Genomic DNA, 19,561 nt, shown 5'->3' with positions numbered 1-19,561 from the left:
TCAGGAGGTTAGCGCGTCAAAGGTGAAACATTCGTCACCGGCGATTTGGCCTGCCGCCCGAAGCTGCTTATCATGGCGCGCCCAAACGCTTCCAAGAGTTCTTTATGCGCCGCCTGCTCACCGGCTGTTTCGTTACATTGCTGCTGTTGCTCAACACCCTGGTCCTGATCGGCCCCTTGATGGTGTTTGCCCTGCTCAAGCTGGTCCTGCCCGGCCGTTTGCGCGATTACGCGTCCTGGGTGGTGATGTGGATTGCCGAGACCTGGTCGGAAATCGACAAGCTGATCTTTCGCCTGTGCATCCCCACGCGATGGGATATTCGCGGCGGCGACGATCTGCGCCGTGACACTTCGTATCTGGTGATCAGCAATCATCAGTCCTGGGTCGATATCCCGGCGCTGATCCAGACGCTGAACCGACGCACACCCTTCTTCAAATTCTTTCTCAAGAAAGAACTGATCTGGGTGCCGTTCCTCGGCCTGGCGTGGTGGGCGCTGGATTACCCGTTCATGAAGCGCTACAGCAAGGCGTTCCTGGCGAAACACCCGGAACTGGCTGGCAAGGATCTGCAGATTACCCGGCAAGCTTGCGAGTTGTTCAAGCGCCAACCGGTGACGGTGGTCAATTATCTGGAAGGCACCCGCTTTACCACCGCCAAAAGCGTTCAGCAGCAGTCGCCGTTCACTCACTTGCTCAAGCCCAAGGCCGGTGGCGTGGCGTTTGTGCTGGCGGCGATGGGTGAACAACTGGATGCGGTGCTGGACGTGACTGTGGTGTATCCGCAGCAGGCGATCCCGGGGTTCTGGGACTTGATCAGCGGTAAGGTGCCGAGGGTCATCGTCGACATCAAGACCCGCGAACTCGACCCGGAGCTGTGCCAGGGCGATTACGAAAACGATCCGCTGTTTCGCGAAAAAATCCAGAACTGGGTCAACCAGCTCTGGATCGAGAAGGACCGGCGTATCGACGATTTGCGCGCCGAGAGTCGCTGAGTCAGCTACCGGTGCTGGTGCCGAAGCCTGTGCCTGTGCCTGTGCCTGTGCCCCAGATGCTGCCCAAGCTACTTAGCAGGGAACCGCCGACGCCTTGTTGACCTAGGTACTGCAGGATCACCGGGGTAAACATCCCGATCATGCCGGTGTCCATGCCCAGGGCGCTGAAGGCGTTGTTCAGGTCATTGGTGTCCTTGACGTTGCCCAGGGCGTTATCCAGCCCTGCGGCCTTGCCGCTCGAACCGAGCAAACCGGCGAGCGCCCCCAGCTCTCCCCCACCCGAGAGAATGTCGATGCCCGGCACGCTTTTGGCCAGCTCCGAATAATCGGTCGAACTCAGCTGATTCTTCGCCAACCCAAGCATCGCCCCGGCGCCGCCGACGGCTTGCTCTGGCGTGATGTTCAATTGGGTCAGCGCGCCCAGCAGGTCTGCTGTCTCAGAGGTCGGCGCCGCCTCCGTGGCCTCGTTGCCCTTCATGCCGGAAATGACACTGGCTGCATCGCTCAGGCTGAATTGTGCAAAAGCCGGGCTGACCACCAGGGTCATAAGCGATGCCAGGACAAAACCGCGTGAAATCTTCATTCAGACATCCTCTTGCGTCGAGAAAAAACACCCAGCTTTCGGGCGCAAAGCTGCCGGTTTGACCGGGCAGCCGCGGGCATGTTCCTCAGGCCTGCATCCATTTCTCATCCGTTCGTCACAAAGGAGCCCTGAAGCCTGCGGCAATATCAGATTTTCAAACGAAAAAGTGATGTGCACACGCAGCTCTAAAAAACGCGCATTGAGCAAATGCAACTTACAAAAAAAGGGCGATCCAAGATCGCCCTTTTTTACCTATACAGCGTTTACGCCGCACTGAACAACTTATGCGGATCAATCACAAACTTCTTCGGCACGCCCGCATCAAACTCGCCATACCCTTCAGGCGCCTGATCCAGGCTGATCACCTGCACACCCACCACTTCGGCAATGTTGATGCGATCCCACATGATCGCCTGCATCAACTGGCGGTTGTACTTCATCACCGGGGTCTGACCGGTGTGGAAACTGTGGGATTTGGCCCAGCCCAGACCGAAGCGGATGCTCAGGCTGCCCATTTTCGCGGCGGCGTCCACGGCGCCCGGGTCTTCGGTGACGTAAAGACCTGGGATGCCGATCTTGCCAGCTACGCGTACTACGCCCATCAGCGAGTTGAGCACGGTGGCCGGAGCTTCGTGCTTCACGCCGTCATGGCCGTGGCCGCGGGCTTCGAAACCTACGGCGTCGATGGCGCAATCCACTTCTGGCTCGCCCAACAGTGCGGCGATTTGCTCGTGCAGCGGGGTGTCCAGGGACAGGTCGGCGATTTCGAAACCCTGGGCCTTGGCGTGGGCCAGGCGCACGGTATTGACGTCACCGACGATCACCACGGCCGCGCCCAGCAGGCGAGCGGAAGCGGCGGCTGCCAGGCCGACCGGGCCGGCACCGGCAATGTATACGGTGCTGCCTGGGCCAACACCGGCGGTCACTGCGCCGTGGTAGCCGGTCGGCAGGATGTCGGAGAGGCAGGTCAGGTCGCGGATTTTTTCCATCGCGCGATCGCGATCCGGCAGTTTCAGCAGGTTGAAGTCGGCGTAAGGCACCATCGCGTATTCAGCCTGGCCACCGGTCCAGTCACCCATGTCGACGTAACCATAAGCACCACCGGGACGTGCCGGGTTAACGCTCAGGCACACGCCGGTGTGCATTTCCTTGCAGGAACGGCAGCGCCCGCAAGCCACGTTGAACGGCACGGACACCAGGTCGCCGATCTGCAGGTTCTCGACGTCGCTGCCCTTCTCGATTACTTCACCGGTGATCTCGTGACCCAGGACCAGGCCGGTTTGCGCAGTGGTACGGCCGCGCACCATGTGCTGGTCGGAACCACAGATATTGGTGGAAACCACGCGCAGGATGACGGCGTGGTTGATTTTCCTGCCGCGCGGGTCCTGCATTTTCGGATAGTCGATTTTCTGTACTTCGACCTTGCCAGCGCCGAGATACACCACACCACGATTGCCAGACATGCTTTCACCTCGCTGTTGTTTTTATGGAACCGCACTGCCCAATCAGGCAGCGCGTTAAGTGCTCGGGTACAGATGCTGTTTCTTGTGTTGCCTGTTATGGCCTCTTCGCTGGCAAGCCAGCTCCTACAGGAGATCGCGGTCAACTGTAGGAGCTGGCTTGCCAGCGAAGGCGATCTAAAGAACGACCGTACGATTGGCGTTCAAGAACACTCTTCTCTCAATGTGATAACCCACCGCCCGGGCCAATGTCAGCCCTTCGATATCGCGCCCCTTGGCGATCAGGTCTTCCGGGTAATGACTGTGATCCACCACCTCGACGCCCTGGGCGATGATCGGCCCTTCGTCCAGGTCGTTGTTGATGTAGTGCGCCGTGGCACCGACCAGCTTCACGCCTTTGTTGTAGGCCTGGTGATAGGGTTTGGCACCCTTGAAACCCGGCAGCAGGGAGTGGTGGATGTTGATCGCCCTGCCGTCGAGTTTGCGGCACAGCTCCGGCGACAGCACCTGCATGTAGCGGGCAAGAATCACCAACTCGGCACCGGACTCCTCGATCACCTGCAAGACCTGACGCTCCTGGGACGGTTTGTCGTTCGGGTCCAGCGGGAAATGGTAGTACGGGATCTGGTGCCAGTCGGCCAGCGGCTTGAGGTCCGGGTGGTTGGAGACCACGGCGACCACGTCCATCGATAATTGGCCGATGCGTTGGCGGTAGAGCAAATCGTTGAGGCAGTGATCGGCCTTGGAGACCATGATCACCACTTTCGGCCGGTAATGCGGCGGCGTCAGTTCGAAGACCATGCCGAAGGATTCACCGCGTTCGGCCAGGCCTGCGCGAAACGACTGTTCGTCGAAACCCTCCGGCTGACGGAATTCCACACGAATGAAGAAACGCCCCGAGAGGCGATCATCGAAGGAGTGGTGTTCGGTGACATAGCAGCCCTGCTCGAACAAAAAGCGGGTCACCGCGTCCACCGTGCCGAGCACGCTGGGGCAGTCGGCGGTCAAAATCCATGTGTCTGGGGCGCGGCTCATAGTGCGGTGACTCCTGAGGCATCGATAAACGAAAGCTGCATCTTGTGGGAGCGAGCCTGCTCGCGATGAACGTTAACGATAACGCGTATTGACTGAATCAACGCGTTGCCCTCAAGTTCATCGCGAGCAGGCTCGCTCCCACAGTTGATCGCCTCCATGACTGGCTCTAATCAAGCCTGAACGCTAAGGCCGTATTCGGCAGACGCATCCTGCAACCACAACCACCAGTAGTCCGAGAAACTGCGACGAATCAGCAGCTCCCAGGTGTCTTCAGCGGTGTGACGGATCACCAGTTGCGATTTGGCGAACACCGTGCCGACAGCCTTGCCCACCGGGAAGTTGTTGGGGTGCACGTCGTAGCTGGTGGACTTCATCAATACCTGGCGCACGTTCGGGCCGCTCAGTTCGAGAATCTGCTGGCCACCGCTGACGTTGACGATCTGGATGTGCAGGTCGCCCAGCGCTTTGCGCAGTTTTTGCTCGGCGGCGAATTCTTCGCCGGTCGGCACGATCAGCAGCCACTCATCCGGCCCCATCCATTGCAGGCTGGTCTCGCCTTTGACGATAACGGTCAGCGCGCCCGGCAATTCGATGCCCAGGGCCTTGTGCACACCCGCGGCAAATGCGGCGTCGTGGCCATCACCACGGATGGTCAGGTGACCGAGGAGTTTTTTCTCACGCACGGTCACGCCGGCGTTCTTGCGACCCTTGCCCACCAGGCTGGCGAGGTCGGCGTGATGCAGCGACGACTCGGCCTTGGCCCCATTGGTTGGGCGTTGTTGGTAAACATTGGCTGCGGTCATAAAGCACCTGTCTTGAATTCTGTTGGTTCCGGCCCTTGTGGTGGCATTACCGTCGCCTTCGCGAGCAAGCCCGCTCCCACATTTGACCGCGTTCCCCTGTGGGAGCGGGCTTGCTCGCGAATCGATCAGACGACTCGCAGCAATTGCCCGCCCACAGGCCCCGAAGCCGCTTACACGTTCTGGCGTTCGCCTTTCGGATCGAAGAACACCGAGGAAACGATTTCCGCCTCGATCACGCTGCCATCCGCCAGTGGCGCGAACACACGTTCGCCCATGCGGTTCAGGCCGCCCTTGACCACGCCCATGGCAAACGAATAGCCCAGGGAGTTGTGCAAGTAGCTGGAGGTCACGTGACCGACCATGGTCATCGGGATGGCTTGCTTGGTGTTGAACACCAGTTGCGCACCTTCCGGCAGCCACTTGTTCGGATCGATCGGCTTGAGGCCGACCAACTGCTTGCGCTGATCACGCACGCAGTCTTCACGGTTCATCCCGCGCCAGCCGATCCACGAGAACGGTTTGTTGCGACCGACACACCAGCCCATGTTCAAGTCGTCGGGGGTCATCGAACTGTCAGTGTCCTGGCCGACGATGATGAAGCCCTTCTCGGCCCGCAGTACGTGCATGGTTTCGGTGCCGTACGGCGTCAGGTTGTACTTCTTGCCCGCGTCGACGATTTTTTCCAGCACGCCCATGGCGTAGTCGGCTTGCACGTTGACTTCGTACGACAGCTCACCGGTAAACGAAATCCGGAAAATCCGCGCCGGCACGCCACCGACCAGGGCTTCTTTCCAGGTCATGAACGGGAAGGCTTCGTTGCTCAGGTCGGCGTCGGTGACTTCGCTGAGCAGCTTGCGGCTGTTCGGCCCGGACAGGGTCATGGTTGCCCAGTGATCGGTCACGGAAGTGAAGTACACCTTCAGGTCCGGCCATTCGGTCTGGTGGTAGATCTCCAGCCATTGCAGCACGCGTGCAGCGCCGCCAGTGGTGGTGGTCATCACGAAATGGTTGTCGGCGAGGCAGGCGGTTACGCCGTCGTCGAAGACCATGCCGTCTTCTTTGCACATCAGGCCGTAGCGGGCCTTGCCCACGTCGAGCTTGGTCCAGGCGTTGGTGTAGATGCGGTTGAGGAACTCGCGTGAATCCGGGCCCTGGATGTCGATCTTGCCCAGGGTCGAAGCGTCCAGCAGGCCGACGCTGTCGCGCACGGCTTTGCATTCGCGCTTGACTGCCGCGTGCATGTCTTCACCGGATTTCGGGAAGTACCATGGACGTTTCCACTGGCCAACATCTTCGAACTCGGCGCCATTTTTCAGGTGCCACTGATGCAGTGCGGTGTAGCGCACTGGCTCGAAGATGTGCCCACAGTGACGACCCGCTACCGCGCCGAAGGTCACCGGCGTGTAGTTTGGACGGAACATGGTGGTGCCCATCTGCGGGATGGTCACGTTCAGCGAACGGGCAGCAATGGCCAGGCCGTTGACGTTGCCGAGCTTGCCCTGATCGGTGCCGAAGCCCAGCGCGGTATAGCGCTTGACGTGCTCGACCGACTCGAAGCCCTCGCGGGTCGCCAGTTCGATGGCGGCGGCGGTGACGTCGTTCTGCAGGTCGACGAATTGCTTCGGCGCCCGTGCGGTGTTCTTTTCGTGCGGCACCTGGAACAGTGCCAGGGTCGGCTCTTCCAGACGGGTCAGGGCTTTTGGCAAGGTCGCTTCGACCGCACCGAAACCGGCTTCGCTGGCAGCGCGAACACCGCCTTCAAAACCGTCAGCCAGGGAATCGCCGAGGCCGTAGACGCCGTTGATGCCACCGACGCATACACGTTTCTGCGGTGCTTCGCCCGGTACGAAACCAAGGATATCTTCGCGCCAGATCGGCTTGCCGCCCAGGTGCGAGGCCAGGTGAACCACCGGGCTGTAACCGCCGGAACTGGCGACGATGTCGCAGTCGAGCCATTCACCAGGGCTGGTGACTTTGTGGCCTTTGACATCGATCGCGGCCACGCGGGCTGCGGTCACGTGCTTGGTGCCACGGGCCTCGATCACGGCGCTGCCGGTGAGGATGCGGATGCCCTTGGCGCGTGCTTCTTCCACCAGCGCACCGCGCGGGTTGCTGCGGGCGTCGGCGACGGCCACCACTTGCAGGCCGGCATCGAGCCAGTCCAGGGCCACGCGATAGGCGTGGTCGTTATTGGTCGACAGCACCAGCTTCTTGCCCGGTGCTACACCGTAGCGGCGCACATAAGTCGAGACGGCACCGGCCAGCATGTTGCCCGGCACGTCGTTGTTGCCGTAGACCAATGGACGCTCGTGAGCGCCGGTCGCCAGCACGACACGCTTGGCGCGAACACGGTGGATGCGCTGACGTACCTGGCCAATCGGCGCGCGGTCGCCGAGGTGATCGGTGAGGCGTTCGTGAATGGTCAGGAAGTTGTGGTCGTGGTAGCCGTTGACCGTGGCGCGCGGCAACAGCAGCACGTCCGGGGTGTTCTTCAGCTCGGCGATGACGCTGGCGACCCACTCGGTCGCAGGCTTGCCGTCGAGGCTTTCGCGGGAGTCGAGCAGGCTGCCGCCGAACTCTTCCTGTTCGTCCGCCAGGATCACCCGGGCACCGCTACGCGCAGCCGCCAGGGCAGCGGCCAGGCCTGCAGGGCCGGCGCCGACGATCAGCACGTCGCAGTGCTGGTTCATGTAGTCGTAGGTGTCCGGATCGTTCTCGGTCGGCGAGCGACCAAGACCGGCTGCCTTGCGGATGTACTTCTCGTAGGTCATCCAGAACGATTGCGGGTACATGAAGGTTTTGTAGTAGAAACCCGGTGGCATCAGCTTGCCGCCGACCTTGCCGAGAATCCCCATCATGTCGTTGTTCACGCTTGGCCAGCCGTTGGTGCTGGTGGCGACCAGGCCCTGGTACAGCGCTTGTTGCGTGGCGCGCACGTTCGGGATTTGCGTGGCTTCGGTGGCACCGATCTGCAGCACCGCGTTCGGCTCTTCGGCACCGGCGGCGAAGATGCCGCGCGGACGGGAATACTTGAAGCTGCGACCGATGATGTCGACGCCGTTAGCCAGCAGTGCTGCGGCCAGGGAGTCGCCTTCAAAGCCTTTGTAGCTCTGACCGTTGAAGGTGAATGTCAGGACTTTGTTGCGGTCGATCCGTCCGCCGCTGGACAGGCGATTGATCTGGCTCATACCTTCTCTCCCAGAGCCGTGGTGGCCGCTTTCGGGCTATCGGTCTTGTCAGTGAATTGTGGCTTGGTGCCGATCTTGTAGGTTTCGAGAATCTCGTAGGTCACGGTGTCGCGGGTGACGTTGAAGTACTGGCGGCAACCGGCAACGTGATCCCACAGCTCGTGGTGCAAACCGCGAGGGTTATCGCGGAAGAACATGTAGTCGCCCCACTCCTCGTCGGTGCAGCTGTTGGGGTCCAGTGGGCGCGGGATGTGCGCCTGGCCGGATGCGTGGAATTCCTCTTCGGAGCGCAGTTCGCCGCAGTGAGGACAGAAGATATGCAACATGGGGATTTCTCCTGTTAGTGGGCAACCGCAGCAGCGCCGTGTTCATCGATCAACGCACCGTTGTGGAAACGGTCGATGGAGAAAGGTGCGGCCAACGGGTGCATTTCACCCTTGGCCAGGCTTGCGGCAAACACGTTGCCCGAGCCAGGTGTTGCCTTGAAGCCACCGGTACCCCAACCGCAGTTGAAGAACATGTTCGGGACCGGGGTTTTCGAAATGATCGGGCACGCATCCGGCGTGGTGTCGACGATGCCGCCCCACTGACGGTTCATGCGTACGCGGGACAAGACCGGGAACATCTCGACGATGGCCTGGATGGTGTGCTCGATCACCGGGTACGAACCACGCTGGCCATAGCCGTTGTAACCATCGATACCGGCGCCGATCACCAGGTCGCCTTTGTCGGACTGGCTGATGTAGCCGTGTACGGCGTTGGACATGATCACGCTGTCGATAATCGGCTTGATCGGCTCGGACACCAGTGCTTGCAGCGGGTGGGATTCGATCGGCAGACGGAAACCGGCCAGCTTGGCCATGTGCCCGGAGTTACCGGCGGTCACTACGCCGACGCGCTTGGCACCGATGAAGCCCTTGTTGGTTTCCACGCCGATGCACACGCCGTTTTCCTTGCGAAAGCCAATCACTTCGGTCTGCTGGATCAGGTCCACGCCCAGTGCGTCGGCGGCACGGGCAAAGCCCCAGGCCACGGCATCGTGACGGGCCACGCCGCCGCGACGCTGGACGGTTGCGCCCATCACCGGGTAGCGGGTGTTTTTCGAGCAGTCGAGGTACGGGATCTCATCGGCCACTTGCTTGGCATCGAGCAGCTCGCCGTCCACGCCGTTGAGGCGGTTGGCGCTGACCCGACGCTCGGAATCACGGATGTCCTGCAGGGTGTGGCACAGGTTGTAGACGCCGCGCTGGGAGAACATCACGTTGTAGTTCAGGTCCTGGGACAGGCCTTCCCACAGTTTCATTGCGTGTTCGTACAGGTGCGCCGACTCGTCCCACAGGTAGTTGGAGCGAACGATGGTGGTGTTGCGCGCGGTGTTACCGCCGCCCAGCCAGCCTTTCTCGACCACGGCCACGTTAGTGATGCCGTGTTCCTTGGCCAGGTAGTAGGCCGTTGCCAGGCCATGACCGCCACCGCCGACGATGACCACGTCGTAGACCTTTTTCGGGGTCGGCGTGCGCCACATGCGCTGCCAGTTTTCATGGTGGCTGAGAGAGTGTTTGAAGAGGCCGAAGCCCGAGTAGCGTTGCATAGTCATTTACTCCAAAACCGCACTCAGCGATAAACCGGGAAGTCCGCGCACAGAGCCGACACTTGCTGCGCAACATTGGCCTCGACGTCGGCATCGCCGAGGTTGTCGAGGATGTCGCAGATCCAGCCGGCCAGCGTCACGCACTGGGTCACCTTGAAGCCGCGAGTGGTCACCGCCGGGGTGCCGATACGCAGGCCGGAGGTCACGAACGGCGACTGTGGATCGTTCGGGACAGCGTTCTTGTTCACGGTGATGTGGGCGCGACCGAGGGCTGCATCCGCCTCTTTGCCGGTGAGGCCCTGACGGATCAGGCTGACCAGGAACAGGTGGTTGTCGGTGCCGCCGGACACTACATCGTAGCCGCGTTTGATAAACACGCCGGCCATGGCCTGGGCGTTGTCGATCACTTGTTGCTGGTAGGCCTTGAAGCCTGGTTCCAGCGCTTCCTTGAAGCACACCGCCTTACCGGCGATCACGTGCATCAGCGGGCCACCCTGGGCACCGGGGAACACTGCAGCGTTGAGCTTCTTCTCGATTTCTTCGTTGGACTTGGCCAGGATCAACCCGCCACGTGGACCGCGCAGGGTCTTGTGGGTGGTGGTGGTGACCACGTCGGCATAAGGCAGCGGGTTCGGGTAGAGGCCTGCGGCGACCAGGCCGGCAACGTGGGCCATGTCGACGAACAGCAGCGCACCGACTTTGTCAGCGATCTGACGGAAACGTGGGAAGTCGAGGGTCTTGGAGTAGGCCGAGAAGCCGGCGACGATCATCTTCGGCTTGCACTCGACGGCCAGGCGCTCGACTTCGTCGTAGTCGATCAGGCCGGTCTTGGTGTCGATGCCGTACTGCACGGCGTTGTACAGCTTGCCCGAGGACGACACTTTCGCACCGTGGGTGAGGTGACCACCGTGGGCCAGGCTCATGCCGAGAATGGTGTCGCCGGCGTTCAGCAGGGCCAGGTACACGGCGCTGTTGGCCGAGGAACCGGAGTGCGGCTGCACGTTGGCGTAGTCGGCACCGAACAGCTGCTTGGCGCGTTCGATGGCCAGGGCTTCAACCTTGTCCACGTGCTCGCAGCCACCGTAGTAGCGCTTGCCCGGATAGCCTTCGGCGTATTTGTTGGTCAGGCCGCTGCCTTGCGCTTCCATCACGCGTTTGCTGGTGTAGTTCTCTGACGCGATCAGCTCGATGTGATCTTCCTGGCGTTGCTCCTCGGCATTCATCGCCGCCAGCAGTGCATCGTCGTAACCCTGGATCTGGTCTTGCTTGCTGAACATCGCGTCTCTCCCAGCGGCGGCACTGCGCCATTCGTCTCGGTGAGGCACTGGCTTTTCGGCAGTGCCCTTTGATAGCGATGGTATGACCGGCTTCGAGTCGTCAAATGCCTACGCGCGCCACGCAAAGGTGCGTTTACGACATGGCGGGAAATGGACATGCCGAACACAGTCGCAAGACCGATACGCCCCCCTGTGGGAGCGGGCTTGCTCGCGAAAGCGGTGGGCCAGCAACATGGATGTCGCCTGACACGCCCTCTTCGCGAGCAAGCTCGCTCCCACAGGGTTATGCGGCGATCTGACGGACAATTAGCAACACCAGGAAATGCACGGGATACAACGCATACGCCCAGCGCCGCATCGGCGGTGGTTTTACGTCACTGGCGTGTCGCAACAGGAACAGCCCCAGCCATGGCGCAATCAGGCAAGTGGCAATGGCCGCCATCGCCACCTCATTACCCTGTCGAACGGAGTAATAAAGCACCTGCCATTGGTTGGCCGCCAGGCACACCACTCCCGGCAACAGCGCGAAATACCAGGGACGGCGGATCACCAGCAGCAGCGCCAGCGGCAACATCACGCCGAAGAATCCGAACATCAGTTGGGGCGCAAACAGTGCCGCCAGCACGACGGCGCCGGCCGCCACCAGACGCGCCTGCAGGGTCCGGTCCTGCCAGCCGCGCACCACCAGCAGACCGAGTGCCAGCGTGGGCATCACATTCAACGTGTCGGGGCCGGGAATGAACATTCGGTAGGGAATTTCACTCACTGCGCTAAACATCAGTAACCAACCCAGATAGCGCCACTGTCCGCTGGTCTCCACCGCCGGCTTGCGCGCCAGATTGATCGCCATCGCCAGGCAAAACCACGGGAACGCCAAGCGCCCCGGCACATACAGCCAATCGGCGGAGTAACCGATATATCGCAGGTGATCGAGCACCATGCTCAAAAGCGCCAGCCACTTGAGTAAATCCAGTGCACGGTCGCGCTGCTTTAAGTGTGTAGCCGTGTGCATAATTGCCCGACATCCTTGTAATGTTCTGACAGTGACATCCCGTGCGCCTCCCGAACGATCTTCGGTACAGTGCGCACCATCATCGACCACGAGGCGCTTCACCATAAGCGCCCCGACCACGGAAGCAGGCCATGACCGATAAGAGCCAACAATTCGCCAGCGACAACTACTCTGGCATTTGCCCTGAAGCCTGGGCTGCCATGGAGCAGGCCAACCATGGCCACCAGCGCGCTTACGGCGACGACGAATGGACCGCCCGCGCGTCCGACGGTTTCCGCAAATTGTTCGAAACCGACTGCGAAGTGTTCTTCGCCTTCAACGGCACCGCCGCCAACTCGCTGGCCTTGTCGTCGTTGTGCCAGAGTTACCACAGCGTGATCTGCTCGGAAACAGCCCACGTCGAAACCGACGAATGTGGCGCCCCGGAATTCTTCTCCAACGGCTCCAAGTTGCTGATCGCCCGCACCGAAAACGGCAAACTGACGCCGGAATCGATCCGTGAAGTCGCCCTCAAGCGCCAAGACATTCACTACCCCAAACCCCGCGTCGTGACCCTGACCCAGGCCACCGAGGTCGGCAGCGTCTACACCCCGAACGAAATCCGTGCCATCAGTGCCACCTGCAAGGAGCTGGGCTTGAACCTGCACATGGACGGCGCACGGTTCTCCAACGCCTGCGCGTTTCTCGGGTGTACGCCAGCGGATCTGACCTGGAAGGCCGGTGTTGATGTGCTGTGTTTCGGCGGTACTAAAAACGGCATGGCGGTGGGAGAAGCGATTCTGTTCTTCAACCATAAGCTGGCTGAAGACTTCGATTACCGCTGCAAACAGGCTGGGCAACTGGCGTCGAAAATGCGCTTCCTCTCGGCACCCTGGGTCGGCATCCTGGAAAACGATGCCTGGCTCAAATACGCGCGCCACGCCAACAGCTGCGCGCAATTGCTGGCTGAACTGGTGAGCGACATTCCCGGAGTGGAACTGATGTTCCCGGTGCAGGCCAACGGCGTGTTCCTGCAACTGTCGGAACCGGCCATCGCCGCGCTGACCGCCAAGGGCTGGCGGTTCTACACCTTCATCGGCAACGGCGGCGCACGCTTCATGTGCTCGTGGGATACCGAAGAAGAACGCGTACGGGAATTGGCGGCGGATATTCGCGAAGTGATGTCGCACTGATAACTGGCGAGGCCGGGCGCGTTGGAATGCGCGCCTGACCGCTCGTCAGGCCTGATATTTCTGACAGTACCGCCACCTGACTTTTCAAGGTTACGTTCTTTCGACCTGAAAAGAGATCCTTGCAGTCTTTCGGGCCCATCTCCTGCCGATGTCAAGGCTGGAGAGTAATCCAACAGGAGATTGCAAAAAAATGGAAACCAAACATTCCAACGAAATATCCGACATTCAAAAATTCTATGAGCTCGTTCAGGTGGGGGATCACTTCAAAGAGAAAGACAAGACGCACCGCATCGTCAAAAAGACCTTTGATATCCTTCCGGGTGGGACACAGTTCGGAATTGAAATTGAATGGGAAGACATTCCTGCCGACAAGTAACCCGCGCGACTTCCGCACACAGGCTCTTAACCCGTGTGCGGAATTTCATGCCTTACACGCCAATATTGGCGGCGCGATCAAAACTCAATCCGCACATCCCCCTTCGGCACGCTACAGCACGACAGAATGTACCCTTCGGCTTCGTCTTCCTCGGTGATCCCGCCGTTGTGCTCCATCTCCACTTCACCTCCCAGCTTCAGCACCTTGCATGTGCCGCAGATGCCCATGCCGCAGGCTTTGGGAATCAGCAAACCGACCTTGGCCGCCGCCGCATGCACGGTCTCGCCAGGCGCCACGCGAATGCTTTTGCCCGAAGTGATGAACTCCACTTGATGCAGATCGGCCGCATCGACTTCCGGTGCTTCGGCCGCTTGTTCAGCGTGTTCCACAGCGTCGGCACGCGCCTCTGGCGGCGTCGCGCCGAAGGATTCCTCGTGATAACGCTTCATGTCGAATCCGGCGGCTTCCAGCAGACGCTTGACCGCATTCATATACGGTGTCGGACCGCAGCAAAACACTTCCCGCTCCAGGAAGTCCGGCGCCATCAATTCAAGCATTCTGTGGTTGAGGTAACCGCGATAGCCGGCCCAAGGCTCACCCATACCGTGCTTCTCGCAGATCAGGTGCAGGCTGAAGTTGTCGATCCGCGACGCCATGTGCTCCAGCTCGCGGTGGTAAATGATGTCCTTGGGCGAACGGGCGCTGTGGATAAACACCATGTCGACATTGCCGTTGGTGTCGTAGAACCAGCGCGCCATGGACATGACCGGCGTGATACCAACGCCGCCGCTGAGGTAAAGCACCTTTGGCGCAGTGAAATCCATGGCGTTGAACAGGCCGACCGGCCCGTGTACCGCCAGCTCCTGGCCTTCGTGCAAGGTATCGTGCAGCCAGTTGGAAACCTTGCCGCCCGGCACTCGCTTGATGGTCACCGAAAAGCTGTACGGCACCGACGGCGAGCTGGAAATGGTGTACGAACGCATGATCTGCTGGCCTTCGATTTCCAGCTCCAGGGTGACGAACTGCCCCGGCTTGAAGAAGAACATGATCGGCTGGTCGGCCATGAAGCAGAAGGTGCGCACATCCCAGGTTTCCTGGATGACTTTGACACAACGGACGATGTGCCGACCATTGGCCCAGGTCTGGGTGGTTACCGGGTTCAGGAAGCTGTTGGACATGCTGATCTCCACGGCCGACTGTCGGCCTTCATGTTGGCGATTCTGCGTATAGCGCGAAATAGCCATTTACCTATCTGCGACATTCACATGCTTATCGCGACCAGCCCCCAACGACCGGGGCTTGCGCGTCGGGAACAGATTGCACCATGTCGCCCATGGATAAGGTTCTGGCCAGCGCCGGCCCCACACTCGCCCCATACCAAGACACAATCTCTACACCTTGCGTAGCACCCTTAGCAGTACACCTGATCAGCCACTTTCGCCGGCCACGCAGATGGCCTTTGAGGATTAAACGATGGACGTCACTACTACCCTGAGCCTGGGCGATCCGCTGGAACCCGCACGCAAGGCCACCGCGCAGATGCTGCAAGAGCGCGAGCGCACGTTCTCGCTGCCGCAGCCTTTCTACTCTGACGAGCGCCTGTTTGATATCGACATGCAGGAAATCTTCCAGAAAGAGTGGTTGATCGCCGGTATGACCTGCGAAATCCCAGCCAAGGGCAACTACCTGACCCTGCAAGTGGGCAAAAACCCGATTATCGTGATTCGCGGTGCGGAGGGCGTGGTGCATGCCTTCCATAACGTCTGCCGCCACCGTGGTTCGCGCCTGTGCACCAGCGAAAAAGGCAAGGTCGCCAAACTGGTCTGCCATTACCACCAGTGGACCTACGAACTCGACGGTCGCCTGCTGTTCGCCGGCACCGAAATGGGCGCCGATTTCGACATGAAGCAGTACGGCCTGAAGCCGGTGAACGTGAAGACCGCCGGTGGTTACATCTTCATCAGCCTGTCGGAGAATCCGCCAGCCATTGATGACTTCCTGTCGACGCTCAGCCATTACATGGAACCGTACGACATGGAAAACACCAAGGTGGCGATTACCACCACCTTGATGGAAAAGGCTAACTGGAAGCTTGTGCTAGAGAACAACCGCGAGTGCTACCACTGCAATGCCTCGCACCCGGAGCTGCTGAAAACCCTGCTGGAATGGGACGACGTCACCGACCCACGCGCCGACCAGGCGTTCAAGGACCACGTGGCCGCCTCCGCCGCTGCCTGGGAAGCCGAGAAGATCCCTTACGCCCACGCCAGCTTCGGCCTGCGTAACCGTATCGTGCGCATGCCGTTGCTCAAGGGCACGGTGTCGATGACCCTGGACGGCAAACAAGGCTGCGCCAAACTCATGGGCCGCATCAAGAACCCGGACCTGGGCTCGATGCGCATCCTGCACCTGCCACACTCGTGGAACCACTGCATGGGCGACCACATCATCGTGTTCACCGTGTGGCCGATCAGCGCGCAGGAAACCATGGTCACCACCAAGTGGATCGTGCACAAGGACGCCGTTGAAGGTGTGGATTACGACGTGGACCGCATGCGCCAGGTCTGGGACGCCACCAACGACCAGGACCGTCGCCTGGCCGAAGAGAACCAGCGCGGCATCAACTCCACGGCATACCAGCCAGGCCCGTACTCCAAGACTTACGAGTTCGGCGTGGTGAACTTCGTGGATTGGTACAGTGAGCGCCTGCTGAGCAACTTGGGCGCCGAACCTGCGTCGTACCTCAAAGGCGTCCCTGTCCAGGGCTAACGCCCACGCCCCCCCTGTAGGAGCGAGCATGCTCGCGATGAACCTGAGAACGCCGCTGGGTGTCAGGTTGCCAACGTTATCGTTGACGTTCATCGCGAGCATGCTCGCTCCTACAAGGGCGGGTTCGCTCACGAACTCATATCCAAACCACCTATTTAGCACTGTACGAAATATGATCTATTTCGTTCAGAGCTATACCGCGCGTGCCTCCCAGCCTTCCGCAAACAAGTTATCCACAACTCCACCCACAGCAAATGGGGACAACTGTGGAATTGTTGAAAATTTTTTCCACAAAAGCCAAAGAAAATCCGTGACTTATCCAGAACACGGGTTTTCCATGGCAGCTGATCAATTATTAATCAAACTTCTGAAACGCACGATACACGTGGCCTGCAGCGGATCGCGAACACCTTATCCACAGAAGCGCCAACAGACTTTGGGGGCAACTCTTGCGCCTCTGTGGAAAAGCGCTGAAAGCCACGATTTTCGCGGGTTTGCGCAGGGGATAACCGTTAAAAACCTCTCTTTGATCAATTTTTAACCAGAATCCTGAAAGCCGCTATTTATAAGGCCCTCAGCAGTAAGCGAACATCTTATCCACAGAAGCGCCAACAGAGATTGGGGGCAAGTATGGACCTGCACCTGATAAAAAATCGTTGGAAAATCGCTACTTATCCTGGTTATTTTTTGATCTAAGACTTCAAGGCCACGGTTTTTATGGGGCGGAGCAAGGGGCGAACATGTTATCCACAGAAGCGCTAACAGGGATTGTGGGTAAACAGGTCAATCCTTATTGATGCGGATTGACCGCACGCCAGCCCAGCAAAAACGAAGGTGGAATGGCGGGACCTCAGAAAACTCCGTAGAGCCGTGTCTACCCTAACAGCGCTCAATGAAATGTAGCTCAACGAAGCTCGATTATTCTCTGATCTTCCGAGCGTCAACCGCTGGCGGGGCGGGCATTTCCGGTGTAGGAATATTGATCGTAATCGGGAGGTCCACATTCAGGACCACATTCGGCTGAGCAGGCGGTTTAACGACCTTCGCCGAATCAGACCAGCCCACAATGTTTTTGACGTTATCCCTGACGGTTTTCCACAGTACGTTATTCTGATAGGCCGTCTTCACCGCAACAGCGCCACGCGTCACAGCGCCGGCTAACAGAGCTGTGGTACCTGCGGCGGAGATGTACGTTCCGACTGGGTTTCCAGCCACACTGATGGCCGCCCCGGCAGCAGTGCCGACAGAACCAAGCAGGCTGAATCGCGTGGCATGCAACGCGACACCGGAAACTTTGGGCCCGAACACCATGCCCGCCGGGATGACGGTATGCAGCGCTATAAGCAGGCCTCGCTGAACAACCTGAAAAATAGCCGATAGATATTGACCCGTCGGATCCGTGTAGTTGACCGGGTCCCCCATGCAATAGACATAGGCGTTCAACCCTCCCTTATCAAACGGGCTTAACCTATCAGGACTGTGAAACCGCATCACCACTGGGTTATAGACCCGATACCCATTGCCCAAGTGATACCAACAGGTAGGGTTTTCTTTGAGTTGCCCGTTGAAACCCAAGCGCCCTCTGGCAAGACTCTCGCCACTTTGCAGGCCATACGGGGAATACAAGAAGTGGTTCGGACTGCTGCGGTCCAACTCGGCGAGTACGCTTTGTTGCAGGTCAGTCGCCAGCAAAAACGTTTGGGAAGACCGCGGATTGGCTGCTGGGGAGCGAGCTAAGGGCTGGGGCTGGCGTGAAATGTGCATTTTCCGCTGCGTCCTCAGAAAGGCGTTATTAACCCGCAGCGACATGCCTGATTCGAAGTCGGAACCACAGCCCAACCCTGCGGAGAAAGTGGGTATTAACTATTAAATACCCTACCAAACTGCCCGTTCCGCCAACACTAGCAGCTCTGCTAGTTTTATCCGCCAGCAGGAGCCCACTAAGGCCGATACATCAAATAGGCTTCCCCGGTGACCCGAATCATCGGATGCGGCGTGATCTGGCAAGTATCGACAATACGGAAGCCATGACGCTCGTAAAACCGACGGGCGCCGGTGTTCGCCGCGTAGTCGATCAAGCTCAAGCCATTGAGCCCAAGCCGGTTCGCGCGGTCGTAGGCGTAGGCAAGGAACTGCTTGCCCAGTCCCTGGTTGCGCCAGCCTTCATGCAGCGCCAGGCTGGAAATATAAAGGGTGTCGGGGATTTCCATCCTGGCGTACGGCGCCAGCACCGGGTCGGTCACCGGGGCTGCGAACGGATCGTGACGCATCACGTAGCTGTGCAGCATGCCAATGACTTTACCTTCGGCTTCGGCGATCAGGCAGTTCTGCCAGGAAAAATCCACATCGTCACGGGCGTAACGCAGCGCCCCTACATCCAGCAGATCCTGCCCAGGTTCTGCTATCTGGCTCCAGATATAATCTGCAGCACCTTCCGATGAAATCTGGAACAAACGCGCAATCTCGCGCGCATCCGCGCGCACTGCCGAACGAAATTCAACTGCCATTGACCTGCCCCCAAATGGACCGCTAGCGGACCACACCTTCTTCGATCAGCAACTTAAGGATGGCTTCAGCCCCCGCCTGCGCCGTCACGCCCTTGAGCACTTGCCCGCCACCACCACTGGCTTTCGCCGTTGCGGCCTTCATGCGATCGGCGCCGCTCTTGGCCTTGATTACCTTCAAGCGCTTCGGCCGTGGCTTGGCCGGTTGCAGGGTAGCGACTGCCAGCAATTCGTCGTCGATGACTTCCACATCATTGGCCTGCAGTACCCCGCGCCGGGCCGGGCCGTAGGCGCTCTGCCGAGGCTTGGGCGCGGCGTTATCCACTGTAGCGAGAAACGGCAACCGCACCTTCAAGCGACGCCGCTGACCGCGCGGCAAGGCTTGCAACACCAGCGCCGAACCGCCATCGATGGACTCGACCTGCGCCAACCCCACCACCAGCGGCCAACCAAGGCCTTCGGCCAGCAGGAACGGCAGCATGCCCGAGCCCTCGCCGGTCTCCGCCTGGCTGCCGGTCAGGACCACCTGTGCCCCGGCATCGCGCAAATAAGCGGTCAACGCCGGCAGCGCATCGGCGCCTTGCGGTTGTTCAAGCACATGCAATTGTTCCAGCCCCATGCCCAGGTAGGCGCGCAAGGCCGGTTCGCCAACGTCGCCGGCGTGCAGCACCTGCAAGTTATCCCCAGCCAGCTGCAAGCCCAGCTCCACCGCCCGTGCATCCTGTTCCGCGCGACGTGGTCGACCGGAAGTCGGGTGGGCGCCGATGGACACCAGGCTGATGATTTTCGTGCTCATAAC

General features: G+C 59.9%; 18 protein-coding genes. 5 read left to right on the top strand and 13 right to left on the bottom strand.

What is annotated here, in order from left to right; genetic code table 11:
- Positions 1 to 104 precede the first annotated feature (104 nt).
- The gene (locus CGA21_RS02915) at positions 105 to 992 is read left to right on the top strand and encodes an acyltransferase (protein ID WP_188263482.1); all 888 of its coding nucleotides are present in this window, start codon (positions 105 to 107) and stop codon (positions 990 to 992) included.
- A gap of 1 nt (position 993) precedes the next feature.
- Here the strand turns inward: CGA21_RS02915 and CGA21_RS02910 are convergent, their stop codons facing one another.
- The 9 genes from CGA21_RS02910 to CGA21_RS02870 form a co-directional block, all read right to left on the bottom strand.
- On the bottom strand, positions 994 to 1,575 hold the full coding sequence (locus CGA21_RS02910; RefSeq protein ID WP_188263481.1) for a DUF2780 domain-containing protein: 582 nt from the start codon (positions 1,573 to 1,575) through the stop codon (positions 994 to 996).
- Between the two features lie 263 nt (positions 1,576 to 1,838).
- Positions 1,839 to 3,038 (bottom strand): formaldehyde dehydrogenase, glutathione-independent, encoded by a 1,200-nt coding sequence (fdhA, locus tag CGA21_RS02905; protein WP_020796056.1) that lies wholly within the window; start codon positions 3,036 to 3,038, stop codon positions 1,839 to 1,841.
- Positions 3,039 to 3,212: 174 nt separating this feature from the next.
- On the bottom strand, positions 3,213 to 4,070 hold the full coding sequence (gene purU, locus CGA21_RS02900; RefSeq protein ID WP_110750444.1) for a formyltetrahydrofolate deformylase: 858 nt from the start codon (positions 4,068 to 4,070) through the stop codon (positions 3,213 to 3,215).
- A 170-nt stretch (positions 4,071 to 4,240) separates the two neighbouring features.
- Positions 4,241 to 4,873, bottom strand: a complete 633-nt coding sequence (locus CGA21_RS02895; RefSeq protein ID WP_020796059.1) for a sarcosine oxidase subunit gamma — start codon at positions 4,871 to 4,873, stop codon at positions 4,241 to 4,243.
- A 170-nt stretch (positions 4,874 to 5,043) separates the two neighbouring features.
- Positions 5,044 to 8,061 (bottom strand): sarcosine oxidase subunit alpha, encoded by a 3,018-nt coding sequence (locus CGA21_RS02890; RefSeq protein ID WP_110750442.1) that lies wholly within the window; start codon positions 8,059 to 8,061, stop codon positions 5,044 to 5,046.
- Entirely contained in the window at positions 8,058 to 8,387 is a 330-nt protein-coding gene (locus CGA21_RS02885) for a sarcosine oxidase subunit delta (protein ID WP_008057118.1), read from the bottom strand. Before CGA21_RS02885 ends, CGA21_RS02890 begins: the two co-directional genes overlap by 4 nt.
- Before the next feature lie 14 nt (positions 8,388 to 8,401).
- A complete protein-coding gene (locus CGA21_RS02880; RefSeq protein ID WP_007980419.1) occupies positions 8,402 to 9,652 on the bottom strand; it encodes a sarcosine oxidase subunit beta in 1,251 nt (416 codons plus the stop codon).
- 23 nt (positions 9,653 to 9,675) lie between these two features.
- Positions 9,676 to 10,929, bottom strand: a complete 1,254-nt coding sequence (gene glyA / locus CGA21_RS02875; protein ID WP_110750440.1) for a serine hydroxymethyltransferase — start codon at positions 10,927 to 10,929, stop codon at positions 9,676 to 9,678.
- Between the two features lie 283 nt (positions 10,930 to 11,212).
- Positions 11,213 to 11,941 (bottom strand): TraX family protein, encoded by a 729-nt coding sequence (locus tag CGA21_RS02870; RefSeq protein ID WP_110750438.1) that lies wholly within the window; start codon positions 11,939 to 11,941, stop codon positions 11,213 to 11,215.
- A 131-nt stretch (positions 11,942 to 12,072) separates the two neighbouring features.
- On the opposite strand from CGA21_RS02870, the gene CGA21_RS02865 reads away from it, so the two are divergent.
- Entirely contained in the window at positions 12,073 to 13,113 is a 1,041-nt protein-coding gene (locus tag CGA21_RS02865) for a low specificity L-threonine aldolase (protein WP_188263480.1), read from the top strand.
- Between the two features lie 190 nt (positions 13,114 to 13,303).
- The gene (locus CGA21_RS02860; RefSeq protein ID WP_188263479.1) at positions 13,304 to 13,489 is read left to right on the top strand and encodes a hypothetical protein; all 186 of its coding nucleotides are present in this window, start codon (positions 13,304 to 13,306) and stop codon (positions 13,487 to 13,489) included.
- 77 nt (positions 13,490 to 13,566) lie between these two features.
- Here CGA21_RS02860 and gbcB read toward each other — a convergent pair whose 3' ends face one another.
- Positions 13,567 to 14,667, bottom strand: coding sequence for a glycine-betaine demethylase subunit GbcB (gbcB, locus tag CGA21_RS02855; protein ID WP_188263478.1), 1,101 nt, complete (start codon positions 14,665 to 14,667; stop codon positions 13,567 to 13,569).
- A gap of 295 nt (positions 14,668 to 14,962) precedes the next feature.
- Between gbcB and gbcA the strand changes: the two genes are divergently transcribed.
- Positions 14,963 to 16,258, top strand: a complete 1,296-nt coding sequence (gene gbcA / locus CGA21_RS02850) for a glycine-betaine demethylase subunit GbcA (RefSeq protein WP_110750432.1) — start codon at positions 14,963 to 14,965, stop codon at positions 16,256 to 16,258.
- 28 nt (positions 16,259 to 16,286) lie between these two features.
- Entirely contained in the window at positions 16,287 to 16,799 is a 513-nt protein-coding gene (locus CGA21_RS02845; protein WP_188263477.1) for a hypothetical protein, read from the top strand.
- 377 nt (positions 16,800 to 17,176) lie between these two features.
- Here CGA21_RS02845 and CGA21_RS02840 read toward each other — a convergent pair whose 3' ends face one another.
- From CGA21_RS02840 to CGA21_RS02830, 3 genes are all read right to left on the bottom strand, one after another.
- A complete protein-coding gene (locus CGA21_RS02840; protein ID WP_158539254.1) occupies positions 17,177 to 18,022 on the bottom strand; it encodes an RHS repeat-associated core domain-containing protein in 846 nt (281 codons plus the stop codon).
- 176 nt (positions 18,023 to 18,198) lie between these two features.
- The gene (locus CGA21_RS02835) at positions 18,199 to 18,765 is read right to left on the bottom strand and encodes a GNAT family N-acetyltransferase (RefSeq protein ID WP_110750428.1); all 567 of its coding nucleotides are present in this window, start codon (positions 18,763 to 18,765) and stop codon (positions 18,199 to 18,201) included.
- 22 nt (positions 18,766 to 18,787) lie between these two features.
- Positions 18,788 to 19,558, bottom strand: coding sequence for an electron transfer flavoprotein subunit beta (locus CGA21_RS02830; protein WP_110750426.1), 771 nt, complete (start codon positions 19,556 to 19,558; stop codon positions 18,788 to 18,790).
- Positions 19,559 to 19,561: the final 3 nt, after the last annotated feature.

Origin of the sequence: Pseudomonas sp. PSB11, from assembly GCF_014596605.1 — a bacterium.
Taxonomy (GTDB): Bacteria; Pseudomonadota; Gammaproteobacteria; order Pseudomonadales; family Pseudomonadaceae; genus Aquipseudomonas; species Aquipseudomonas umsongensis.
The sequence above is the reverse complement of the archived record's forward strand: the minus strand, read 5'-3'. Positions and strand labels throughout refer to the sequence as shown.